Source organism: Synechococcus sp. MVIR-18-1 (assembly GCF_014279835.1).
GTDB lineage: Bacteria > Cyanobacteriota > Cyanobacteriia > PCC-6307 > Cyanobiaceae > Synechococcus_C.
Genome location: NZ_CP047942.1, coordinates 107,496 through 128,665, shown reverse-complemented (window position 1 = coordinate 128,665; position 21,170 = coordinate 107,496). Strand labels below are relative to the sequence as shown.

Genomic DNA, 21,170 nt, shown 5'->3' with positions numbered 1-21,170 from the left:
GACCTTCAACCCCGCTGAGCCATGAGTCGCGACGAGCAACGGGCCACCGTCCGCCTACAACGAGAAACCCTGATCGAAGAGCTGGAAACGGTGTACCGCAACGCCTTCGATCGCTTGGGTGCCCTTGAGCTCGGAGAGGGATCAGTGGCTCGTCTCACCCAACTGTTGCTCCGTTCACGGGAAGGTGCCATCAATCCGCTCGAGCAAGAAATCGAAGCTCCATTAATCACACGCGCACCGGATCCAATCCCATGAGCCCCACCTGGCTGGACAACCTCGAACGCAGCCTGGAAGAACGGCTTGAACAGTTTTTAAGCAGCAATCCCAGCCAAGATCAACTGCTGCGGGAACAGCATCTTCAAGACCGCCAAAGGGATCTTCACACTCGTCGCGGGCAGCAGCAACTTCAAGCGAGGGAATTACGCCGCCAACTGCTCACGCTCGCCGAACAGGTCCAGGCCTGGACAAAACGGGGCGAGAAAGCACGTAGGGCTGGTGCCCTTGAACTGGCGCAACGGGCGGATCAGCATGTTGCTGGTCTGATGCAGCAAGGTCGCAAACTCTGGGAGGAGTTCGAAGCCCTCGGTCTTCAGTTCGCCGAACTCGAAGAGCAGCTCAACAGCCTTAAAACGCAAGAGCAGCAATCCTCATCCAGGCGAAGCCTTGATGAGGATTGGGCCCTATTTGAAGCACAACAAGAGTTGGAAGAGCTGCGACGCGACAAAGGCCTCAGCTAATCAAGCTTGAGATCGCTCTCGATCAAGCCTTCGGTGCGGGTGGCTCGAGGCTCACATTTTCAGGCGGAGGGGTGGGGTCTGGATCAGCGATCAGCATGTGCTGAAGCACAATCTCAGGACGCTCACTGTCACGCCAGCGGATGCGATAGGCGGGCATCTTGGTGCCTCGGCTCGTGGTCTGCTCCACGGGCTCCATCACCCATCCGCGACGGGAACGTCCCTGCGGATTGCGCTTGACCACCGCATCGGCGTGTTTGAAGCGGAAACCTACGCGCTCACCACTCATGGGAATTGGACCCTGCCACTGGGTTTAATTATCCATGCTGACAGGTCACCCCTCTGGTCGCATCAATGGAAAGGCAATGACATCGCGAATGGAGGGGCTATCGGTGAGCAACATCACCAAGCGGTCAATCCCGATTCCCAGGCCACCAGTGGGGGGCATCCCCACTTCTAGGGCCTGAATGAAATCCTCATCCACTCCGCTGGCTTCCACATCTCCAGCAGCACGACGTTCCTGCTGAAGCTCCATGCGGCCTCGTTGATCCAAGGGATCGGTGAGCTCACTAAAGGCATTGGCCGTTTCACGGCCCACGATGAACAACTCAAACCGCTCCACAAGCCCTGGCTTGCTGCGATGTTTACGGGCCAGGGGTGAAATTTCCTGCGGGTAATCGAGCACAAAGGTGGGCTGGATCAGATTCGGTTCCACAGCATGCTCAAACGCTTCGTTCAAGAGCCGACCAACGGTGTCGGCCTTATCCGGTGTTGGCAGATTGGCGGCTCGCATCGCCTCCACAGCCGCCTCACGGGTCTGGAACGAGCTGAAATCAAGGCCAGTGGACTCCTGCACGAGTTCATGCATCGTGGCGCGCCTCCAGGACGGCGTCAGGTCCACATCCACGCCCTGATAGCTGATGCGGGTTGTGCCGCACACCTGCTCACACACCGAAGCGATCAGCTGTTCGGTGAGCGTCATCATGTCGTTGTAATCGGCATAGGCCTGATACACCTCCACCGACGTGAATTCAGGGTTGTGGCGCGTGCTCACCCCTTCGTTGCGAAAAATCCGCCCGAGCTCATACACCCGTTCAAATCCACCCACCACGAGCCGTTTGAGATGGAGCTCTGTGGCAATCCGCAAGTAGAGAGGCAGATCGAGGGTGTTGTGATGCGTGATGAACGGTCGCGCCTCAGCACCACCGGCTTCGGACTGCAGGACCGGTGTTTCGATCTCTAGAAAGTCGCGTTCATCCAACCAACGGCGGATCGCACTCACGGCCATCGCCCGACGCCGGAACGTTTCACGCGACTGCGGTGTGACGATCAAATCGAGATAGCGCTGGCGGTAGCGCTTCTCCACATCCGCCAGGCCATGCCATTTATCTGGGAGAGGCTGCAGTGATTTGGTGAGCATCTGCCATTCGCTCACCTTCACAGACAATTCACCCCGATCGGTGCGACGCAAGATGCCATGAACCCCGATGAGGTCGCCTGCATCCACCAAGGAACTGAGTTGAGCAAAGCTGTCTCCCAGCGTTGCTTTCTCGAGGAACAACTGGATCGTTCCCGTTTCGTCCGCCAGCGTGAAAAAGGCAAGCTTGCCCATCACCCGCCGCGTCATCACCCGACCAGCAACCGAAACCTTCAGGTCTCGCTCGGTGCCGTTCGCAAGATCAGCATGATCGGCTTGCAAGCGAGCCATGCGATCGCTGAGATCAAAACGCAACGCGTATGGTTCTTGGCCCTGCTCCTTGAGAGCATTCGCCTTCTCCAAGCGGGTCTCACGAAGTTCAGACAAGAGAGAAGAAGCAGTCGGGCGCCATCCTGCCCCGCGGAGGGCACGAGAGCGCACAGATCACCAGAGATTCATCAAACCGCTGCAGGTGTTCCTGCGGGCTCGCCCATGCGTTGGGACGCGTAGCCAATGCCTCTCACCGTGAGAATCAGCTCAGGGTTACGGGGGTCAGGCTCGAGCTTGCCTCTAAGGCGGGCAACGTACACATCAACAACCCTCAGATCAGCCGCACGCCGAGGCGGATAACCCCATAGCTGCTCAAGGATTTCGGCCCTCGGGACCACATGTCCTGGATCGCGAAATAGCAATTCAAGAAGGCTGAATTCTGTGTAAGTAAGGGCGATCCGCTCCGTCCCACGATTCACCTGTCGGCGATTGGTATCCACCACTAAATCTCCAACCCGCATCACCCCTTGGCCACTGGGAATTTCGCGGGGCTCAACAGTGGCAGCACCGGACCCAACCCGTCTCAGGATCGTGGAAATGCGGGCTTCAAGCTCCTTCGGGCTAAAGGGCTTCGGAAGATAGTCGTCAGCCCCCAGGTCAAGGCCAGCCACCCGCTCAGAGATGGACTCCAGGGCCGAAAGAAAAATGATTGGAACGCAAGATTCTGCGCGTAAGCGCCGGCAGACAGCAAAACCATCCATCTTTGGAAGCATCACGTCGAGAACGACGAGATCCGGTGATTCGCTGTGAAATTTTTCCAGCGCTTCCTCGCCATCTTCAGCGGAGACGACGTTGTAACCAGCTAATTGCAGACGCATCAACAGAACCCGCCTAACTGCTGGCTCGTCGTCCACCACAAGAATGGTTCCTTTTACAGAAGGCCCATCTGTGGGCATCGCAACACATTGTGAAGAGAAACAACTCTACCGGTCAGCGTGAACAGTTCGTGAGCAACTAAAAGCTAAGAACTCAGGCTTTCGATTGTTTTTATGTTTTCACTTCAACGCGAGTCATAAACGCCGTGATTGGCTGCTTAGGGCCATCGCGCCTCTGAATAACGGTTCCATTGCTCAGCCGCCGTACGCACCGCCTCCTCACTGCTGATCTGACCCAACATCGCCCGCTGAAGTTGGGTGTACACGATGCTTTGAAGACGCTTCACCCCGGGCGTTGCAGGCACAAGCACCCTCGCCCGCTCAAGCGTCTTGGCAGAGAGGAGTCTTGCCTCTCGAATTTGAGCTTGCTCGGAGGTTGCAGGTCGCTCGGCTTCAAGCTCAGCGCGCACCTGCCTGAGAGCCTCCAAGGAGGAGGGCAACACCCTGGCCTCGCGCGCAAAGCGCGCCTGGTTCGGCCCGTTCGTGAGATCCAGTGCAAACGACAACGCTTCTCGCGGTCGCTCACTCTGGCGAGGGACTGCGAGCGTCATCAAAGCCACGTTGGCGGTGCCATCGCCGCCGGTGAGCGGCGGTTGCGGGGAGGTCACGGACGCCACTCCAGGGGCATTGGTCTGGATACTGCGTAAAAATTCAGCCCCACTGGCCAGCAGGGCGAGCTCACCGCTTTGGTAGAGCTCAATCGCCCGGCGTTGCCCCTGACTGACCACTTCTCGAGGGAGAAGCCCCTCCCGATACAAATCGGTCCAAAACGCAAACGCCTTGCGCCCCTCGGGCGAATCGAAACCCGCTCGCTGTTTGTCATCCAGCAACACGACCCCCATCTGCACCATCGACTCCAGCAATTCGGCGGAATCGTCGGGCACGGCCGTAACAAACAAGCCATAACGCCCTGTTCGCTCTCGCACTTGACGGGCAAAGGCAGGCACATCCTCCCAACGACGGGGGGGCGAGCTGACGCCAGCCTGTTGAAGCAACTGCTGGTTCACCAAGCTGAGGCGCACCGTGAGATACCAAGGAACGGCAATCTGGCCTGCCTTTGGATCGCCTGCCGCACGCCACACCGAAGGCAAATAGCGCTGAGCGGCATCGGGCGGCAACAGCGGCCTGAGATCCGTCAACCCACCCTTGCTTGCCAAGTTGGCCGCAAAGGGGGGATTGAGATTCACCACATCCGGAGCGGTTCGCGCAAACACTGCAGCCAGGAGCTTCCGCTCCACCGAGCCCCAAGGCAAATCGGTCCAACGCACTGGTGCATCGGGATGGTCAGCGTCCCAGCGATCAATCACCTGTTCCATATAGGAGTTGAACTTGGGCGCTAATTGCAGCGTCCAAAGCTGGAGAGCACCCTCTGGAGCTGCGGCACGCCGGCATCCCCCGATCAGCAACGACGTGCTGACAAGAGCCAAAGCGAGCCATCTGCGGCGAAAGGATCGATCGCGATGGGAAGTGTGCTGAATCATGCGGGAGTGCGCCGTCGCCAGATCAGAAGTTGCCAAGACCCAATCATCGGGGCCATCAGGCCCGTGATCAGCCCTTGAGCCAAACAGGTCTGCAATGCAAAGGCTTGGGCCAGAGGAGCATCCACACCCAGAACCAACAGCTGCGCCCAAAGACTCAGGCCAAGCAGCATCGTGCCGATCCAAGCCAGCAACCCCAAATTGAGACTGCGTTGAATCGGTCGTCCCCGCCGCCCAAGCCGTCCCCACCACCAGCCCAACAGCATCAAAGCGGGCACCTGGCTGGCATCTCCCACATTGAGACCATCCAGGATCAGCCCCATCGCCGCACCTGCCATCACGCCTGATACCGGTCCATCCACCAGGGCCCAAGGCAGCAGCCACAACACGGCCCAGCTCGGCAAGACACCGCCCAAGCTCAGCCATGACGGTGCAGCCAAGCTGATCAAGGGCACCAACAATCCAGAGGCAACGCAGATCGGTTGGCGATGAAGACGAGCCATCGATCAGCGCCTACTCACCTGCACCCAATCGATCGCATCCGGAGGCGCAATCAACTGAACCAAAGCCGTAGGAGCGGGCACCGCCCTGGAGTTCAAGGACTGCACAACGGCCACCGGCAAGTTGGCAGGCAGCAGGGTGCTGGCTGGGGAGGTGCTCACCAAATCACCAGGTCGGACCTTCACGTCTTTATCGATGAATTTCAATTCAGGACGGGATGTTCCCATTCCCACCAGCAGGGCATGTTGACGGGTGCGCGGCACCCAAACGCCGACGCGACTTCCCGGGGCGGTGAGCAAACGCACCAGGCTTGTCGCTGGCGTGGCACTTTGAACGCGGCCAATCAATCCTCCTGGACCGATCACCGCATCACCTTGTTGGATGCCATCCAGCACTCCCTTCCCAAGCACAATCTGCTGCCACCAGCCCTCAGGCGTTCGGGAGATCACAGCAGCAGAAATCGCGTTGTTGGCCCCTTGACCATCCAGCGAAAGCAACCCTCTCAAACGGGCGTTATCCACCTCGAGCAGCTGCAAACGCGTGGCATCGTTCTGCTGCTGCGCTGACTGGATCCACTGTTTCTGAGCTGAACCAGGCCAAAACGGACGCGTGAGCAAGGCATAGGCATCGGCAAAGCCTGCGCCCTTGCTCCAACGCACCATCCCCAGCACTCCAAGAAGAGCCAGCCAAGGCCAGATTCGTTTCAGGCTCCGGGAACGCGTTCCCTGCGGCCACGGCGAGGAGCCCATCGCGATTACAGGCTCGAAGCAGAACGAACAAATTCGGGGGTATCCAGCACGCGCTGCAGGCGTTTGTAATCCTCGAGCACCTGACCACAGCCATTCACCACGCACAGGAGCGGATCTTCCGCAACGTGGGTGAAGATTCCCGTTTCATGGCTAATGAGGTCGCTAATCCCCCTCACCAAGGCCCCACCGCCGGCCAGCATGATGCCGCGATCAACGATGTCGGCTGCCAGTTCGGGGGGGGTGCGTTCGAGCGTGCGCTTCACCGCCTCAACAATCACGTTGAGGGGCTCAGCGATGGCCTCACGAAGATCCCCGGCTTGGAGCTGAATCGTGCGCGGCAAACCAGACAGCAGGTGCAAGCCACGCACATCCATCACCGTCTGATCGAAGTCGTTGTCTGGGAATGCGGAACCGATTCGAATCTTGATGTCTTCTGCGGTGCGCTCACCCACCACCAGGTTGTGAACCTTTTTGAGATGGACACCGATCGAATCGCTGATTTCATCACCGGCAACGCGAACGGATTCACTCAGCACAGTGCCACCAAGACTGAGCACCGCCACTTCGGTGGTTCCACCGCCGATATCCACAATCATCGTGCCAACGGGCTCCGTGACCGGCAAACCAGCACCAATCGCCGCGGCCACGGGCTCATCGATGAGATGCACTTCCCTGGCACCGGCAAGGCCAGCCTCACGCACGGCGCGGCGCTCCACACCGGTCACACCGCTGGGGATCCCAACCACTAAACGTGGGGCAATGATTCCGCGCCCCTCATTGCCTTTTTGAATGAAGCTTTTGAGCATCTGCTCAGCCGCATCAAAATCAGCGATCACGCCATCGCGCAGGGGACGCACCGCACGAATGTTCCCTGGCGTACGGCCGAGCATCAGCTTCGCTTCATCACCGACCGCCAGGGGCACCCCCCTCTCCAGATCAATCGCCACCACTGAAGGCTCTTGCAACACAATTCCCTTGCCGGAGACGTAAATCAGGGTGTTGGCAGTGCCGAGGTCGATACCGATGTCACGGGAGAGCTGAAATCGACGAAAAAGCACTGGTTGTGGCACAAGTCGCCAAATCTTAGGTGGGGCGTCATGCACCGGCTGATACATCCAGCGCTGAGGGTGGAACTCCTTAAAAGCAGCCACGACAACCGTGGCGCATCATTGATCCACGCAGAACTAATCCTTTATGGGTGTCAACTCCGTAACCCTGGTCGGCCGAGCCGGCCGAGATCCCGAAGTTCGTTACTTCGAATCGGGAAGCATGGTGGCCAACCTCACCATTGCCGTGAATCGCCGCAGCCGCGACGATGAACCGGATTGGTTCAACCTTGAGATCTGGGGCAAACAGGCCCAGGTTGCAGCCGATTACGTGAAAAAAGGATCACTTCTCGGCATCATCGGCAGCTTCAAATTGGATCGCTGGACCGATCGCAATAGCGGCGAAGAGCGCAGCAAGCCTGTTGTTCGCGTTGATCGCCTCGAACTCCTGGGTTCCAAACGCGACAGCGAAGCTGGATCAGGCGGATTCGGGGGAGGGAGCCCGAGCGACGAAGAAGTTCCCTTCTGAATCAGGCCCGCTGTAGCGACCGGCTGCTCCCTTTGATTGAGGGGCTCACAACAGCCGGTTGCTGGCTTGTATCAGCTGGTTCTGGTTAGTCAGACGACTGACGGCGACGCCAAATCCTGAGGGCAAGCCAGATCCCACCAGCCAAAACGGCAACGACCAAGCCCACCTTGATCACTTTGGAAACGGGGTCGATCCAGACCTCCACGTTGTTGTAGCCCTCACCCAGCACCATGCCAGCGATGGTGAGCAACAGCGTCCAGATCAGGCTGCCAGCCGTGGTCCAAATCAAGAATGGCGCCATCGGCATCAGCTCGATTCCCGCAGGAACCGAAATCAAGGTGCGAATGCCTGGCACCAACCGTCCCCAAAACACGAGAGCTGTGCCGTAGCGGCTGAACCAACGGCGACTTCGCGCGAGCTCCTCAGGACTGATACCGATCCATCGGCCATGCTTTTCCAGCCATTGCTCAATGCGTTGTTCATTGATCAAGCGGCCGATGCCATACCAAGGCAACGCCCCCAATACCGTTCCGATCAAACCGGCAAGAACAACCGGGATGAATTGCAATTGCCCTTGCTGCACATAAAAACCACCCAAAGGCATGATCAGCTCTGAGGGGATGGGCGGAAACAAATTTTCCAGAAACATGGCCGCAAAAATGGCGCCATACCCCAACCACTGATTCGCCTCGACGGCCTGTCCAATCAGCTCTGGAAGCTGGGTAATCAGTTCAGACAGACCCATCAACAACGATGACAATGAATAGCTAGTGTTTCATACTGTTTGGTCAAGCGGCATCCTCGTCAAGGAGGCGATTCACACAGCAGAATCAGCCTTTGGAAAAGCAGAAATATTTATGCCGCAGAGCCAGAAAAGAATCATTTGAAACGCAAAGTCTGAGCCACTGCCAAACTCTCGAGCAAGGGCAACCCACGAGACGAAACAGTACTGTTTTAGCTTTTCTCGCAAGAAAAATAAGATTTACAATCACATTGCAAGTATTTTCTACTCAGAAAAGCGACACGATACTTAATTCGCAAAGAATCAATGCCTAAAGCCATTAAATCCCGACAAGCTCAATTGCAAAAGAGCAGCAAAAAATTTATGTTATACAAAAGTAGACATGGGAACCATTCTTCAAAACAAAAACCAAGGGGACTGAGAACAGTTCATTGATTGCAAGGCAATCTTTAAAAGCAACAAGGCCATAAAAAAAGGGCTGCGTTAGCAGCCCTCAATCAACCTAAAAAGCGATCAATAACGGTAGTGATCAGGCTTGTAGGGACCTTCTACAGGAACGTTGATGTAATCAGCTTGATCTTTGCTCAACTCGGTGAGTTTGCAACCGATCTTCTCAAGATGGAGGCGAGCCACCATCTCATCGAGATGCTTAGGCAGCACATAGACCTCTTTGCCATATTCGCTGCCCTTGGTGAACAACTCAATCTGAGCCAACACCTGGTTCGTGAACGAATTGCTCATCACGAAACTGGGGTGACCGGTGGCGCAACCCAGATTCACGAGACGACCCTCGGCAAGAAGAATGATCTTGTTGCCACTTGGCAAGGTGATGTGATCCACCTGAGGCTTGATGTTGTCCCACTCATAGGACTTGAGCGAAGCCACATCGATCTCGTTATCGAAGTGTCCGATGTTGCAGACGATCGCTTCGTCCTTCATCTTCACCAGATGCTCATTGCGGATCACCTGGTAGTTACCGGTGGCGGTCACAAAGATGTCCATCTGATCCACCACATCCTCGAGGCGGACCACCCGGTAACCCTCCATCGCAGCCTGCAAGGCGCAAATGGGATCCACTTCAGCAATGCAGACGGTGGCGCCAAGACCACGCAATGACTGGGCTGAACCTTTGCCCACATCGCCGTAGCCAACCACGAGGGCCTGCTTGCCAGCCACCATCACGTCGGTTGCGCGCTTGATGCTGTCCACCAGCGATTCACGACAGCCATAGAGGTTGTCGAACTTGCTCTTGGTGACCGAGTCGTTCACGTTGATCGCAGGGAAGGGAAGCTCTCCGCTCTTCTGCATTTTGTAGAGACGTGCCACTCCAGTGGTGGTCTCCTCAGTGACGCCCTGAATCTCAGCCTTGATGCGGCTATAGAAGCTGGAATCCGTCGCCAGTTTCTTCTTGATCGAGGCGAACAGGAAGGTCTCCTCTTCGTTGGAAGGGTTGTCGAGCACGGTGATGTCCTGCTCAGCCTTGCTACCCAACATCACCAGACCGGTGGCATCGCCACCGTCGTCCAGGATCATGTTGGGCGCTCCACCATCGCCCCATTCGAGAATGCTGTGGGTGTAATCCCAGTACTCCTCAAGGGTTTCACCCTTAACAGCAAAGACGGGAACTCCAGCAGCAGCCATCGAAGCGGCGGCGTGGTCTTGGGTGGAGAAAATGTTGCAGGAGGCCCAGCGCACATCGGCACCAAGCTCGATCAGGGTTTCGATCAGAACAGCGGTCTGAATCGTCATGTGCAAAGAGCCGGCGATCCGGGCCCCTTTCAAGGGCTTCTCCTTGCCGTACTTGGCACGCAATGCCATCAGACCGGGCATCTCGGTCTCAGCAATATTGAGTTCCTTGCGTCCAAAATCGGCTAAACCGATATCCGCAATGACGTATTCCTTTGCGACCTGAAGTTCGGTCGTTGCCGCGGCTGTTGCCACCATATTGAAAAGCTCCCTGGGGAGGATGTGAACGATAAATACTTCGGAGACGCCGAGGCTTCGGGCTCCCTTGACAGCCAATCTACAGATGAGACAAGGATCCTTGACGATCTCGAGGCCACAAAAGAGCTTGGCCGGATGTTGGCAGCGCGCCTCAAAGCGCACGACATCCTGCTACTACGAGGACCGCTCGGTGCAGGCAAAACCTCTCTCGTCCAAGGGCTGGCTGACGCCCTAGGAATCCAAGAACCGATCACCAGCCCAACCTTCGCGCTCGCTCAGCACTACCCGGAAGGGACCCCCCCTCTCGTCCATCTCGACCTGTACCGGCTCGAGCAAGCCATCGCAGCTGATGACCTTTTCCTTCAAGAGGAGGAAGAGGCAAACGCCATGGGGGCTTTGCTCGTAGTGGAGTGGCCGGAGCGGCTCAGCCTCTCTCTTCCAGACGCCTGGCTCTTGGATCTCAACTATGCAGTTGCCAGCGGACGCACCGTCTCGCTCCAGCCGCCAAACGTCAGGCCCGCAAACCTGACGACGACCAGCGAGCGATGAGCTGATCCACTCCCAAAACCGTGCAGGCCACAACGAGTGCAGGGATCAAAGGCAGACAGCCCCCCTGAAAAGCCTCCGGAATCACGCCCATGGCGAAACCCAGCAGAACGGCTTCCCCTGCGATCACCGACAACATGGCGCCAACAACGGACCAGCGCAGGCCATAGACCGCCCCCACCAGCATCGGGAACAGCAGTGCGAGACCCGAAAAGGCATGGGTTGCAAGCGACAGAATGGCCTCCGGCGGACGCAGGGCGATGGCAAGACCAGCGACTGCAAGAGCGATCACCACGAGCTGCCCAACACGCACTTGCTCAGCCAAAGAAGCCTGCGGTCGCCAATACCTTCTATAGAGGTCGCGAGTGAGCATCGAAGACAGGGCCAACAGCTGCGAATCCAGGGTGGACATAAAAGCAGCCAAGGCCCCCACCATCACGATTCCCGTCAACCATTCCGGGCTGTAGCGCCCCAACATCAACGGCATGATCTGATCGGACGCGCGACCCAAAAGATCAGGGAAGGCCAGATGCCCCCACATCCCGATCATCACAGGACAAATGAACAGCACTCCCGCTACGACTGGGTAAAGCACCATCGACTGCTTCAACGAGCGGTCATCCCCGGCAGCAAAAAAACGCATCAGCATCTGCGGAAACATCGGCAGGCACAACGGCCAAAGCAGCAGATAGCTGGCCAGCATTCGCGGCGTAAAAAAATTGCCCAGTCCTGCCGCACTGAACAGCTCAGGACGTTGGACAAACAGGGTGCGATTGGCCATCTCGACGCCACCGACACCTTTGGCGACCGCCACAAAGGCCATCAGCATCAGCGAAAACATCAGCACCCCCTGAAGCACGTCGGTTCGCGCCACAGCTCGCATGCCGCCGCCCACCACGTACAGCACGATCACGACGGTGAGCAGGACAGCTCCAACCTCAAAAGGAACCGCTCCTCCCGTGAGGCTCTCGAGCAAATAACCGGCACCAAGAGGTTGCAGGGCCAAATAAGGAAGGGTGAACAGCACCATCACCGCAAGCACCAACAGGCGCAGTCCCTCCCCTGGCAAGAGATGGCCGATCAATTCAGACGGAGTGATGAGGCCGTGGTCAGCACTGAGCCTGCGGACCCGGCAGCCCAGGCTGCCGAAACTGAGGGCAGCCAACCCTGTTCCAAACGCCATCATTGGGTAATAGGCAATCCCGATGCGATAGCCCGCACCCGCAAAACCAAGAAAAAAGAAGGCGCTGAAGTTGGTCGCGATCAGCGTGAAGAACAGCACGCCGGCACGCAGCCTTCGATCGGCCAGGAAATAGGAGTCGGCGCTGTTGGTTTGGCCCCCGAGACTCTGAGTCCCGAGCCAGAGCAACGCCAGCAGGTAAACAACGAGAGCGAGGAACGCTGAAATCAGAGTGGTGCTCATGGGCGGGCGATCCAAGCAGCGGCAAAGGTGAGTACTGCCTGCAGGCCGATGAACACCAACACCCAAACAGGCAGACCAAACCAAAACGGCAAGGCCGATTCCGCCTGACCATGCACCACTAAGGCCAAAACAACGGCAGCGAACACGGCCAACCAGGGCCAGCGACGTGGCATCACACCCATTAAGTGCACTCCTTGAGGAAAGCTGATACGTCTTGCTCTCGTGGCTGTGGGTCGATCGCTCCAGCTCCGCCACAAACCAGGGCACCGCAAGCTGATGCGAAGCGCACCCGCTCCGTGACAGGGCGATCCCAACAGTGCAACAGACCGGCGGTGAAGGCATCCCCTGCCCCTGTGGTGTCGATCACCTGAGCGGGCGGAAACACCGGCATACTCCCGGCTTCCTTGGCGATGAACCAGCGAACGGGCGCGGCTCCATCGGTCACCACCACATCGGGCTGCTGCGGCAACTCCGCCGCGATAGCAGCAGGATCATCACTTCCGAAAAACCACAACGCCTCCTCTCGGGCCAATTTGATCAGGGAGGCCTGCTCCAACACAGGCTTGATCACCGCCAATGCATCAGCGGTAGGACCCGCCACTGGGTCTGCCTCGGGATTCCAGAAGGTGGGGCGCCAGTTCACATCCACAGCCAAGGCAAGACCAGCAGCCTTGGCCTGAGCCAACACCCATTGCAAAGCGCCGGCAGAAGCCATCGAGGCCAAGGGAATCGTGCCGACTAAGAGCCAGCGAGCCTGCTCGGCCAAGCCCGGCCAGACCGCTTCCAAACAGCCACGATCCAGCAGTTGATCCGCGAAACCCAGGATGTGATCTCCAGCAAATCCCTGAAACACGCGTTCCCCATTGGCATGGCGGCGAACCAACACCACCCGACTCGGGTGACTTGCATCACGTTGAAGCGCCCGCACATCAACACCCCGGCCCTTGAAAAGCTCGAGGAATGCAGCACCGATGGCATCTTCACCAAGTCGACCAACGAGTCCAACGGGTGTGCCAAGCCGAGCGAGAGCACAGGCCACGTTGGCGGGTGCACCACCCAAGCGGTCATCACAAGAATCGAGCGCAGCAGTAGCGGGATCCCCTCCAAGCGGGCCAAGCCGATCCACCAAGGCCTCACCCAGGCACAACACGCGAGGAGCCAACGCAGACAGATCGGCCATGACAGCAAGTCGGATGCCTTAAGGCTGGCTGCGGCTGAGCCTGATGCCAACCAACGTGCCCCAATTCAGGAAACGTGGTCCAACAACGCAGCAATGATGCGCGCATTGGCAGCAGGGAAGGGATAGTCGGCCAACGACTCCGGACGCACCCAGCGCACCTGCTGGCTCGCCAATGGCTGCGGTTCGCCCTTTTGCCATTGGCAAAGGTGCACCACAAAACGCAGCTTTTTGTGGCTGTAGGCATGGTCAAGGCTGATCAGCTCCTCTCCCACAGACACTTCAATCGCCAATTCTTCCTGCAATTCGCGAGCGATGGTCTGAACAATGGCCTCGCCCGGCTCCTGCTTCCCGCCTGGAAATTCCCATAGCCCGCCCAACAACCCCTCATTCAGGCGTTGATCAATCAACACCTCTCCAGCTTCATTCAGCACCACTCCCACACCAATCACTTGAAAGGGCACAGCTCGAGGGGTGTCTTTCACGGGGTAGCGCTCCACATCGCCAGCAGCGTAAGCAGCGCAATGCATCTGCCAAGGACAGCACGCGCAATTCGGTGAACGGGGAGTGCAGACGGTGGCACCGAGGTCCATCAGGGCCTGATTGAGATCACGAGCACGGCCAGGCGCAGCCGCAACAAGAGCCTCACTCCATTGCCAACACAAGGCTTGATCACGCGCTGGAGGTTTGGGATGAGCTTGAAGCCGAGCCAAGACCCGGCGCACATTGCCATCAAGAATCGCCAGCGGGCTGTTGAAGGCAGACGAGAGGATGCCCCCAGCGGTGGTGCGGCCAATCCCAGGGAGGAGCAGCCAACAGTCCAGATCCATTGGCCAAGCGGACAGCGTCGTGCTTGAGGCAGGAGCGATCTGACCCATCAGTTGCTTGGCTCCTGCCAGAAGACGGCGGGCTCGCGAGTAATAACCAAGCCCCTGCCAAAGCAGCAACACATCGTGTTCTCGCGCCTCAGCCAGTCGCTCCAGCGTGGGGAAAACCTCCATCCAGCGCTCCCAGTACGGCAACACCACCTGCAACTGGGTTTGCTGCAACATCACCTCGGCAATCCAAATACCGAAGGGCGACAACACGTCGTCAGGCTGTGGCCAGGCTCGATCCGCAGTGAACATCCATGGTTTCTGCTCAGGATCCCTGCGACCATGCACCTCCCACCAAGACAACAAGGGGCCGCTCAGTTCAGGTGTCAAAGCACTGAGTTCCCGCGTTGATCAGCGCACAGGATCTCAGGGCAAGCAGAAAGCATCCGCCCATACTTCGCCGATCTGCGCACCATCCAAGCTGAATGAGAGTTCAAGGCGTCATCGTGGTCAATAACAGGTATGGTCCGCGCAACTCATCGGTTGCATTGTGCGGGCCCCCCTTGCTGTTGGACTGACTCTCACCGTTGCCCTTGCAGCATGCGGGCAGAGCAAGACATCCGGCACGATCTTTTTATCCATCAACACCGCAACAATCTCCCAGGGCAGCTTCAAACCCAGCATCAAAGCGATTAGCCCGCTTGAATCCACCACCAACGTGACGCTCAGCCCTGAAACAGATGGCCGGGTGATCAAAAAACTTGTCAAAGAAGGAGATCAAGTTCAAGCAGGCCAGGTGATTCTTGTGCTCGACAACACGCAACAGAGCGCCCAGCTCGACGCCTCTAAATCACAAGCTCGTTATGACAAAGTTAATGCTGAAAGATACCAATTTCTTTACGAACAAGGAGCCGCATCAGCGAAACGTCGTGATGCCTACGCAACAAAAGCGATCACATCAAGAGATCAAGCCATCGCCGACAAAGCCAACCTTAACTATAAGTTTGTGCGCTCTCCAATCAATGGAGTAATTGGTGATTTAGACACCGTAAAGATCGGTGATTACGTCAAAACTGGGGATGTCATTACAGGAATTGTGGACAACTCCACTCTCTGGACCTTGATGGAAATTCCAGCATCGCAGGGATCCCAGGTCAAAGTGGGGCAACCTGTGCAGCTTGCATCTCAATCCACCCCACCGGTTACTGGTGAAGGAACAATCACCTTTGTATCGCCTTACTATGCGATTCCAAAAGCCGGCAATCCTCCAAACACGTTAATGGTGAAGGCGGTGTTCCCCAACCTCACTGGACAATTAAAAACAGGTCAATATGTTTCCTCCGAAATCATTACCGAATCGAGTGAGCAGTTAGCGGTACCGGTGCAGGCCGTGATGATGCAAGCGCAGCAGCCGTTCGTTTATGAAGTCGTACCCATCAGCAAGGCGCTACCGACCATCAAACGCTCACCTAATACAACAGCCAAAGCGTTGAAAAAACTGGAAAAGCTCCCAGGCAACACCCCGATCGTGCTGCAAACGAAGGTGCAACTTGGGGATCTGGAAAACAACCTCTATCCCGTGATCTCCGGACTCAAAGCCGGGGCCAAAGTGGCGATTAGCAACACAAGTCGGCTGCGCAGTGGCATGCCTGTGAACGTTTCAGCAGGAGCCAACTAAGCCGATGGCTTTCTCCGACAATTTCATCAAGCGACCGGTCCTGACCACGGTCTGCAGCATTTTGATTGTGCTCGTCGGGCTGATCTCGATCCCGATTCTGCCCATTGCCAACCTGCCAAACATTGCCAATCCTCTGATCCTGGTCAGTGCAACCTATGGAGGCGCCAACGCGGAGGTTACCGAGCAAGCGGTGACCAATCCCTTGGAGCAACAGATCAATGGCGTTCCCGGAGTGAGCTACATCTCCTCGAACACCGACATGACGGGCAACAGCACCATCAATGTCTATTTCGACCAAACAACAGACATTGATATCGATCAGGTGAATGTTCAGAACCGTGTGTCTCTGGCCAATCCCCAACTCCCAGACCAGGTGAAAGAAACAGGGGTTTCCGTAACGCAAAGCAACCCCTCCATCCTTCTTGCCTATGAGATCAGTTCCAGCGAAGGGCAATTTGATGCTGCTTTTTTAAACGGACTCGTCTACGAACAGCTCTATTACCCGCTTTCGCGGGTGGAAGGCGTTGCCAACGTCACGATCTTGGGAGGTGCCAATCCTGCCTTCTGGCTGTTTGTTGATCCAAGCAAACTTGCCGCCAACAAACTCACTTCAGAAGACGTACTCAATGCAGTGCAGTCTCAAAACAGCGTGGCTGTTGGTGGCCTTGTTGGAGGACCTCCAGCCTCAGGCGACCAGGCCTACACCTATCCGATTGTGGTGGAGAACAACGGCAACCTGATCTCGATCGATGACTTCAACAACCTGATCCTCAGCCGCTCGCCCTCCGGCAATCTGCTCAAACTGAAGGATGTTGGCGAAGTCCGCTACGGCAGCAACTCCTACTCAATACAGGTCGTAGATAAAAACGAAATGGAAGCGCTCACGATTGCTGTTTTCCAAACTCCTTCGAGCAATGCTCTCGATGTATCAGAAGGCGTTATTGATCAAATCAACCAGTTCAAAAGCACAGTGCCTCCTGGCGTCACGATTAATCAGATTTATGACATCGGCCAGTTCATCGAATCCTCCGTTAATGGCGTCATCGACGCGCTCGGACTGGCGATCGTATTGGTCTTAATCATCCTGTTTCTTTTTCTCCAGAACTGGCGCGCCACCGTGGTGCCCAGCCTGGCGATTCCGATTTCTCTGGTGGGAACATTCGCCTTCCTCAACGTCTTCGGGTTTTCGATCAATCAACTCACATTGCTGGGCCTTGTGCTGGCTACAGGCCTTGTTGTGGATGACGCCATCGTTGTGATCGAAGCGGTCTCCACCAACATCGACCAAGGAATGAAGCCTCGCGAAGCAGCACTCGCTTGCATGGGCGAGCTCTTCGGCGCGCTGCTTGCCACCGCCCTCGTACTGATGGCGGTGTTTGTTCCCGTTGCCTTTTATCCAGGTGGGATCGGGATCATCTACAAACAGTTCGCACTCACGATCGCCTTTTCGGTTGCCATCTCTGCATTTAATGCACTGACGTTTTCACCGATGCTCTCGGGTTTGATCCTTTCTCAGAAAAAACCACCGGAAGCGAAGGGTCGCAGTTGGATTGTGGTGGGCGTGATCGTGGGCTTGGCCTTTGGCCGCTTCAGTGCTGCTTCCTTTGGCAACTGGACTTACATCGCCGGCATCGTGATCGGTGCCCTCGCTGGATCGAACCTGCCGCTGATCTTCAAGGTATTCAACCGCAATTTCGAGCGTCTTGAAAACACCTACTCCAGGCTTCTCAAACGGATGATCCAAGCCCGCCGGATCGTGCTGGCTGGATTGGTTATTGGAATCGTGGCGACAGGCTTCGCTTTCACGACCCTGCCAACAGCCTTCATCCCCGATGAAGACCAAGGCTATGGAGTGGGAATTTTCCAACTTCAAAATGGGGCTTCCCTGGTGGAAACCAAAAAGCTTGGCAACCAAATCGCCAAGGTCCTCAGTGAAGAAGACGATGTCGCCAATGCCTCAATCATCAACGGCTATGGCTTCAATGGCTCCAGTCCCGATCAAGGTGTCTTTTTCTTTGGCCTCCAGCCCTTGGAAGAACGCAAAGGCGCTGAACACAGTTCCGATGCCATCGTCAAGCGGCTGAATGCCAAGTTGATCGCATTAAGCGACGGCCTCGCTAGGGCTTCAGGCCCACCAGCGGTGCCTGGCTTCTCCGCCCAAGGAGGGTTCTACTTCCAATTCAACGACCTCAGCAACGGTGCCTACAGCTTCAACGAACTCTCCGATTTGGCGGGCCAACTGATCAAGAAGGCTGATGCAAGCGGAGACTTTTCCAGCGTTTACACGCAGTTCACCCCAAGCGCTCCAGCGATCGGCCTCAACCTCAATCGCGAGGTGATGGGGGCTCTCAACGTCGACTTCAAAGAGGCGATGGACACGATTTCTGCGCTAGCTGGCAGTAGCTACTCCGGACTCACCTACGAGAGCGGCCAAGTCCGCAGCATCTACGTGCAGGGAACGCCAAATCAACGGGAAACTATCGATGACATCCTTAGTTATTACGTTCGATCAAACGATGGCGAACTAGTCCAGGTGTCGCAATTTGCTGAAGCCGAGCTCAGCAGTGCTCCGCCTGTGATCAGCCACTACAACTTGAGCCGCACCGTGCTGATTCAGGGCGCGGAAGCGATCGGAAAAAGCAGCGGTCAGGCCCTGAGCAAAATCCAGCAATTGTTTAAAGCTGAGACTTACACCAACATTGGTTCTGCCTTTACCGGTCTGGCAGCGCTGCAGCTCTCCGCGGGGAACGCGAGCATCCTGGTGTTTGGACTTGGGGTGCTGATTGTGTATCTGGTGCTCTCAGCCCAATATGAGAGTTACATCACACCAATCATCATCCTGGCAACGGTGCCGCTGGCCATGCTTGGTGCCCTCGCCTTTCTTGCGATTCGCTCCATCGATTTGAACATCTATGCACAAATTGGCCTGGTTACCTTGATCGGTTTAGCAGCCAAGAATGGAATTTTGATCGTGGAGGTCGCCGAACAAAAACTCAAGGAGGGGAAAAGTAGCGTGATCGCCGTGATCGAATCAGCCGAATCGCGGCTTCGTCCCATCCTGATGACAGCGACGGCCGCGCTTGCCGGTTTCTTGCCTCTCGTAGTCGCCAACGGTGCAGGAGCGAGTGCACAACAATCTCTTGGAACTGTCATTTTTGGTGGATTAATCGTTGCCACCGTTCTCTCCATAGGGGTTGTCCCCCCTGTTTATGTGCTTGTTAAGGACCTTGAAAGCAGACTCATGTCACCCAGCAAATGAACGCTTCTTTTGCTCCAATCCAGGCGCCTTGGACCTGGAAATCCCATGAGATTGGCTGGTCCGTCATGGGGGATCAAACGGCACCAACAGCGGTTCTACTGATTCATGGCTTCGGAGCGAATACGAATCATTGGCGCTTCAACCAACCCGTCCTCGCCGAGCACGTTCCCACCTATGCCATCGATCTGCTGGGTTTCGGCAGGAGTGATCAGCCACAAGCACAGCTCAAAGATGAACCCAGCACAAACAAATCAGTTCACTATTGTTTTGATCTATGGGCTCAACAGGTTGTCGATTTTTGCATCAACGTGATTGATCGTCCCGTGGTGCTTGTTGGCAACTCAATCGGTGGCGTTGTAGCCCTAAGAGCTGCACAACTTTTAAAAGAGCAAAGCCAGAGGATTCCCTGTGAGGGAGTGGTGCTGATCGACTGCGCGCAGCGGCTAATGGATGACAAACAATTGGCAACCCAGCCAGCCTGGATGGCTTGGATCCGCCCTCTCCTCAAAACCCTGGTCAGTCAGCGCTGGCTGAGTACAGCCTTGTTCCGCAATGCGGCGCGGCCAGCATTAATTCGGAGCGTGCTCAAACAGGCCTACCCCAGTGGATGCAATGTGGATGATGACTTGGTTGCCCTTCTCTTAGGGCCAAGTCAACGCAAAGGAGCTGCAGAAGCCTTTCGCGGCTTTATCAACTTGTTCAATGACCATTTAGCTCCCAACCTGCTCGCGGAGCTTAAACAACCAGTGCATCTAATTTGGGGGGAAGATGATCCCTGGGAACCCGTTAAGGAAGCCAAAAACTGGCAACTGGAATTTGATTGCATTCAATCAATCTTGGTGATTCCCCGTGCAGGACATTGCCCACACGACGAATCTCCAAAGGCTGTTAACGAACGTTTACTGCTGATCCTCAATCAGCAGGCAACGTAGGCCTCAACCTGATCACTCAGGCGACGCAAACCAGCTAAGCCATCTCGCTCGAGATTGCGCACACGATCACGGCTGATACCAATGATGCGGCCAATACCCGTGAGGCTCATCGGCTCCTCTCCGTCCATCCCATAGCGCATCCTCAACACTTTCCCCTGCAATTCAGGCAGCTGGCTCAGCAGATCGCGCAGGTCTCCCTTCAGGCATTCCCCTTCCACCTGTTCGGATGGCAGCTCTCCATCACCAGCTAGCAGCTCCAGCAGTTCGGTGTCATCTCCATCGCCCACCTTCATCTCCAAGCTCACAGGCTGGCGAGCCCGGCACATCAAATCCTTCACCTCATCTTCTGGTAGCTCCACAAATGACGCCAATTCCGTCACCGATGGGGTGCGGCCCAGCTCTTGGCTTAATTCCCGTTGACCCTTTTTCAGCTTGTTCAACATCTCGGTGATGTGAATCGGTAGGCGAATCGTGCGGCTCTTTTCCGCAATCGCACGGGTAATCCCTTGGCGAATCCACCAGTACGCATAGGTACTGAATTTGTAGCCTCGGGTGGGATCAAATTTCTCCACACCACGCACCAAACCGATCGTTCCCTCCTGGATTAAATCCAGCAGTTCCATATTCCGCTTGGTGTATTTCTTGGCGACGCTCACCACCAACCGCAAGTTGGCAGCAACCATGCGCTCCTTGGCGCGGCGACCTGCCTGCAGCTTGCGCTTCAGTTGCGCTGCACTCACACCAGCAGCTTTGGCCCATTCTTCCCTGGCGACCTCTTCTCCGCCGCGCTGATCCTTGAGTTCTGCTTCTAGCGCCTCTAAATCCATCAACTCCTGAACCTGACGGCCTAGCGTGATCTCCTGTTGGTGACTCAACAACGGCACACGGCCGATGTCTCGCAGGTACGAACGTACTAAATCGACTTCAGCGCCAGAGGCGCGACCGGTGGAGGCAGATGCGGGGCGGGAAGCAACAGCAGCAGCAGGAGCCATGAC

21 protein-coding genes are annotated in these 21,170 nt (G+C 56.6%); 7 read left to right on the top strand and 14 right to left on the bottom strand.

Annotation, left to right across the window (positions count from 1 at the left end; genetic code table 11):
- The first annotated feature begins 21 nt into the window (after positions 1–21).
- Together SynMVIR181_RS00635 and SynMVIR181_RS00630 are read left to right on the top strand one after the other, a co-directional pair.
- Entirely contained in the window at positions 22–255 is a 234-nt protein-coding gene (locus tag SynMVIR181_RS00635) for a hercynine metabolism small protein (protein WP_186524330.1), read from the top strand.
- Positions 252–737 carry a hercynine metabolism protein gene (locus SynMVIR181_RS00630; protein ID WP_186589620.1) on the top strand — a complete coding sequence of 162 codons (486 nt, stop codon included), beginning with the start codon at positions 252–254 and terminating at the stop codon, positions 735–737. Before SynMVIR181_RS00635 ends, SynMVIR181_RS00630 begins: the two co-directional genes overlap by 4 nt.
- Before the next feature lie 22 nt (positions 738–759).
- Here SynMVIR181_RS00630 and SynMVIR181_RS00625 read toward each other — a convergent pair whose 3' ends face one another.
- From SynMVIR181_RS00625 to SynMVIR181_RS00595, 7 genes are all read right to left on the bottom strand, one after another.
- Positions 760–1,023, bottom strand: coding sequence for a hypothetical protein (locus SynMVIR181_RS00625; protein ID WP_006042532.1), 264 nt, complete (start codon positions 1,021–1,023; stop codon positions 760–762).
- A gap of 45 nt (positions 1,024–1,068) precedes the next feature.
- Positions 1,069–2,538 (bottom strand): lysine--tRNA ligase, encoded by a 1,470-nt coding sequence (gene lysS, locus SynMVIR181_RS00620; RefSeq protein ID WP_186589619.1) that lies wholly within the window; start codon positions 2,536–2,538, stop codon positions 1,069–1,071.
- A 71-nt stretch (positions 2,539–2,609) separates the two neighbouring features.
- Positions 2,610–3,377 (bottom strand): response regulator transcription factor RpaB, encoded by a 768-nt coding sequence (gene rpaB / locus SynMVIR181_RS00615; protein ID WP_186524327.1) that lies wholly within the window; start codon positions 3,375–3,377, stop codon positions 2,610–2,612.
- A gap of 137 nt (positions 3,378–3,514) precedes the next feature.
- Positions 3,515–4,837 carry a sugar ABC transporter substrate-binding protein gene (locus SynMVIR181_RS00610; protein WP_186590417.1) on the bottom strand — a complete coding sequence of 441 codons (1,323 nt, stop codon included), beginning with the start codon at positions 4,835–4,837 and terminating at the stop codon, positions 3,515–3,517.
- The gene (locus SynMVIR181_RS00605; RefSeq protein ID WP_186589618.1) at positions 4,834–5,337 is read right to left on the bottom strand and encodes a rod shape-determining protein MreD; all 504 of its coding nucleotides are present in this window, start codon (positions 5,335–5,337) and stop codon (positions 4,834–4,836) included. Before SynMVIR181_RS00605 ends, SynMVIR181_RS00610 begins: the two co-directional genes overlap by 4 nt.
- Positions 5,338–5,340: 3 nt before the next feature.
- Positions 5,341–6,084 carry a rod shape-determining protein MreC gene (gene mreC / locus SynMVIR181_RS00600; RefSeq protein WP_186589617.1) on the bottom strand — a complete coding sequence of 248 codons (744 nt, stop codon included), beginning with the start codon at positions 6,082–6,084 and terminating at the stop codon, positions 5,341–5,343.
- Between the two features lie 5 nt (positions 6,085–6,089).
- Positions 6,090–7,142: a rod shape-determining protein gene (locus SynMVIR181_RS00595; protein WP_038014152.1), complete on the bottom strand. Its 1,053-nt coding sequence runs from the start codon at positions 7,140–7,142 to the stop codon at positions 6,090–6,092.
- 136 nt (positions 7,143–7,278) lie between these two features.
- Here SynMVIR181_RS00595 and SynMVIR181_RS00590 point away from each other — a divergent pair, with 136 nt between their 5' ends.
- Positions 7,279–7,659 carry a single-stranded DNA-binding protein gene (locus SynMVIR181_RS00590; protein WP_115070391.1) on the top strand — a complete coding sequence of 127 codons (381 nt, stop codon included), beginning with the start codon at positions 7,279–7,281 and terminating at the stop codon, positions 7,657–7,659.
- Positions 7,660–7,744: 85 nt separating this feature from the next.
- On the opposite strand, the gene SynMVIR181_RS00585 is transcribed toward SynMVIR181_RS00590, so the two are convergent.
- Both SynMVIR181_RS00585 and ahcY read right to left on the bottom strand, forming a co-directional pair.
- Positions 7,745–8,404 carry a DedA family protein gene (locus SynMVIR181_RS00585; RefSeq protein ID WP_186589616.1) on the bottom strand — a complete coding sequence of 220 codons (660 nt, stop codon included), beginning with the start codon at positions 8,402–8,404 and terminating at the stop codon, positions 7,745–7,747.
- Between the two features lie 510 nt (positions 8,405–8,914).
- On the bottom strand, positions 8,915–10,345 hold the full coding sequence (ahcY, locus tag SynMVIR181_RS00580) for an adenosylhomocysteinase (RefSeq protein WP_186589615.1): 1,431 nt from the start codon (positions 10,343–10,345) through the stop codon (positions 8,915–8,917).
- A 24-nt stretch (positions 10,346–10,369) separates the two neighbouring features.
- On the opposite strand from ahcY, the gene tsaE reads away from it, so the two are divergent.
- The gene (gene tsaE / locus SynMVIR181_RS00575) at positions 10,370–10,894 is read left to right on the top strand and encodes a tRNA (adenosine(37)-N6)-threonylcarbamoyltransferase complex ATPase subunit type 1 TsaE (protein ID WP_186589614.1); all 525 of its coding nucleotides are present in this window, start codon (positions 10,370–10,372) and stop codon (positions 10,892–10,894) included.
- Here tsaE and SynMVIR181_RS00570 read toward each other — a convergent pair.
- The 4 genes from SynMVIR181_RS00570 to mutT form a co-directional block, all read right to left on the bottom strand.
- Positions 10,857–12,314, bottom strand: coding sequence for a sodium:solute symporter family protein (locus SynMVIR181_RS00570; protein ID WP_186589613.1), 1,458 nt, complete (start codon positions 12,312–12,314; stop codon positions 10,857–10,859). The genes tsaE and SynMVIR181_RS00570 overlap by 38 nt on opposite strands.
- Positions 12,311–12,487, bottom strand: coding sequence for a hypothetical protein (locus SynMVIR181_RS00565; RefSeq protein WP_186589612.1), 177 nt, complete (start codon positions 12,485–12,487; stop codon positions 12,311–12,313). The genes SynMVIR181_RS00570 and SynMVIR181_RS00565 overlap by 4 nt, the downstream gene beginning before the upstream one ends.
- Before the next feature lie 8 nt (positions 12,488–12,495).
- Positions 12,496–13,494, bottom strand: coding sequence for a carbohydrate kinase (locus tag SynMVIR181_RS00560; RefSeq protein ID WP_186589611.1), 999 nt, complete (start codon positions 13,492–13,494; stop codon positions 12,496–12,498).
- 65 nt (positions 13,495–13,559) lie between these two features.
- Entirely contained in the window at positions 13,560–14,696 is a 1,137-nt protein-coding gene (mutT, locus tag SynMVIR181_RS00555; protein WP_186589610.1) for an 8-oxo-dGTP diphosphatase MutT, read from the bottom strand.
- Positions 14,697–14,856: 160 nt separating this feature from the next.
- On the opposite strand from mutT, the gene SynMVIR181_RS00550 reads away from it, so the two are divergent.
- The 3 genes from SynMVIR181_RS00550 to SynMVIR181_RS00540 are packed head-to-tail and all read left to right on the top strand — an operon-like array spanning position 14,857 to position 20,175.
- Positions 14,857–15,984, top strand: a complete 1,128-nt coding sequence (locus SynMVIR181_RS00550; protein WP_186589609.1) for an efflux RND transporter periplasmic adaptor subunit — start codon at positions 14,857–14,859, stop codon at positions 15,982–15,984.
- Positions 15,985–15,988: 4 nt separating this feature from the next.
- Entirely contained in the window at positions 15,989–19,243 is a 3,255-nt protein-coding gene (locus tag SynMVIR181_RS00545; protein WP_186589608.1) for an efflux RND transporter permease subunit, read from the top strand.
- A complete protein-coding gene (locus tag SynMVIR181_RS00540) occupies positions 19,240–20,175 on the top strand; it encodes an alpha/beta fold hydrolase (RefSeq protein WP_186589607.1) in 936 nt (311 codons plus the stop codon). Before SynMVIR181_RS00545 ends, SynMVIR181_RS00540 begins: the two co-directional genes overlap by 4 nt.
- Here the strand turns inward: SynMVIR181_RS00540 and SynMVIR181_RS00535 are convergent.
- Positions 20,160–21,167 carry an RpoD/SigA family RNA polymerase sigma factor gene (locus tag SynMVIR181_RS00535; protein ID WP_186589606.1) on the bottom strand — a complete coding sequence of 336 codons (1,008 nt, stop codon included), beginning with the start codon at positions 21,165–21,167 and terminating at the stop codon, positions 20,160–20,162. The genes SynMVIR181_RS00540 and SynMVIR181_RS00535 overlap by 16 nt on opposite strands.
- Positions 21,168–21,170 lie beyond the last annotated feature (3 nt).

Coding starts and splice junctions, on each gene's coding strand:
- SynMVIR181_RS00635 (WP_186524330.1), top strand. CDS start 22: ATGAGTCGCGACGAGCAACGGGCCACCGTCCGCCTACAACGAGAAACC.
- SynMVIR181_RS00630 (WP_186589620.1), top strand. CDS start 252: ATGAGCCCCACCTGGCTGGACAACCTCGAACGCAGCCTGGAAGAACGG.
- SynMVIR181_RS00625 (WP_006042532.1), bottom strand. CDS start 1,023: ATGAGTGGTGAGCGCGTAGGTTTCCGCTTCAAACACGCCGATGCGGTG.
- rpaB (WP_186524327.1), bottom strand. CDS start 3,377: ATGCCCACAGATGGGCCTTCTGTAAAAGGAACCATTCTTGTGGTGGAC.
- SynMVIR181_RS00610 (WP_186590417.1), bottom strand. CDS start 4,837: ATGATTCAGCACACTTCCCATCGCGATCGATCCTTTCGCCGCAGATGG.
- SynMVIR181_RS00605 (WP_186589618.1), bottom strand. CDS start 5,337: ATGGCTCGTCTTCATCGCCAACCGATCTGCGTTGCCTCTGGATTGTTG.
- mreC (WP_186589617.1), bottom strand. CDS start 6,084: ATGGGCTCCTCGCCGTGGCCGCAGGGAACGCGTTCCCGGAGCCTGAAA.
- SynMVIR181_RS00590 (WP_115070391.1), top strand. CDS start 7,279: ATGGGTGTCAACTCCGTAACCCTGGTCGGCCGAGCCGGCCGAGATCCC.
- SynMVIR181_RS00585 (WP_186589616.1), bottom strand. CDS start 8,404: ATGGGTCTGTCTGAACTGATTACCCAGCTTCCAGAGCTGATTGGACAG.
- ahcY (WP_186589615.1), bottom strand. CDS start 10,345: ATGGTGGCAACAGCCGCGGCAACGACCGAACTTCAGGTCGCAAAGGAA.
- SynMVIR181_RS00570 (WP_186589613.1), bottom strand. CDS start 12,314: ATGAGCACCACTCTGATTTCAGCGTTCCTCGCTCTCGTTGTTTACCTG.
- SynMVIR181_RS00565 (WP_186589612.1), bottom strand. CDS start 12,487: ATGCCACGTCGCTGGCCCTGGTTGGCCGTGTTCGCTGCCGTTGTTTTG.
- SynMVIR181_RS00560 (WP_186589611.1), bottom strand. CDS start 13,494: ATGGCCGATCTGTCTGCGTTGGCTCCTCGCGTGTTGTGCCTGGGTGAG.
- SynMVIR181_RS00545 (WP_186589608.1), top strand. CDS start 15,989: ATGGCTTTCTCCGACAATTTCATCAAGCGACCGGTCCTGACCACGGTC.
- SynMVIR181_RS00540 (WP_186589607.1), top strand. CDS start 19,240: ATGAACGCTTCTTTTGCTCCAATCCAGGCGCCTTGGACCTGGAAATCC.
- SynMVIR181_RS00535 (WP_186589606.1), bottom strand. CDS start 21,167: ATGGCTCCTGCTGCTGCTGTTGCTTCCCGCCCCGCATCTGCCTCCACC.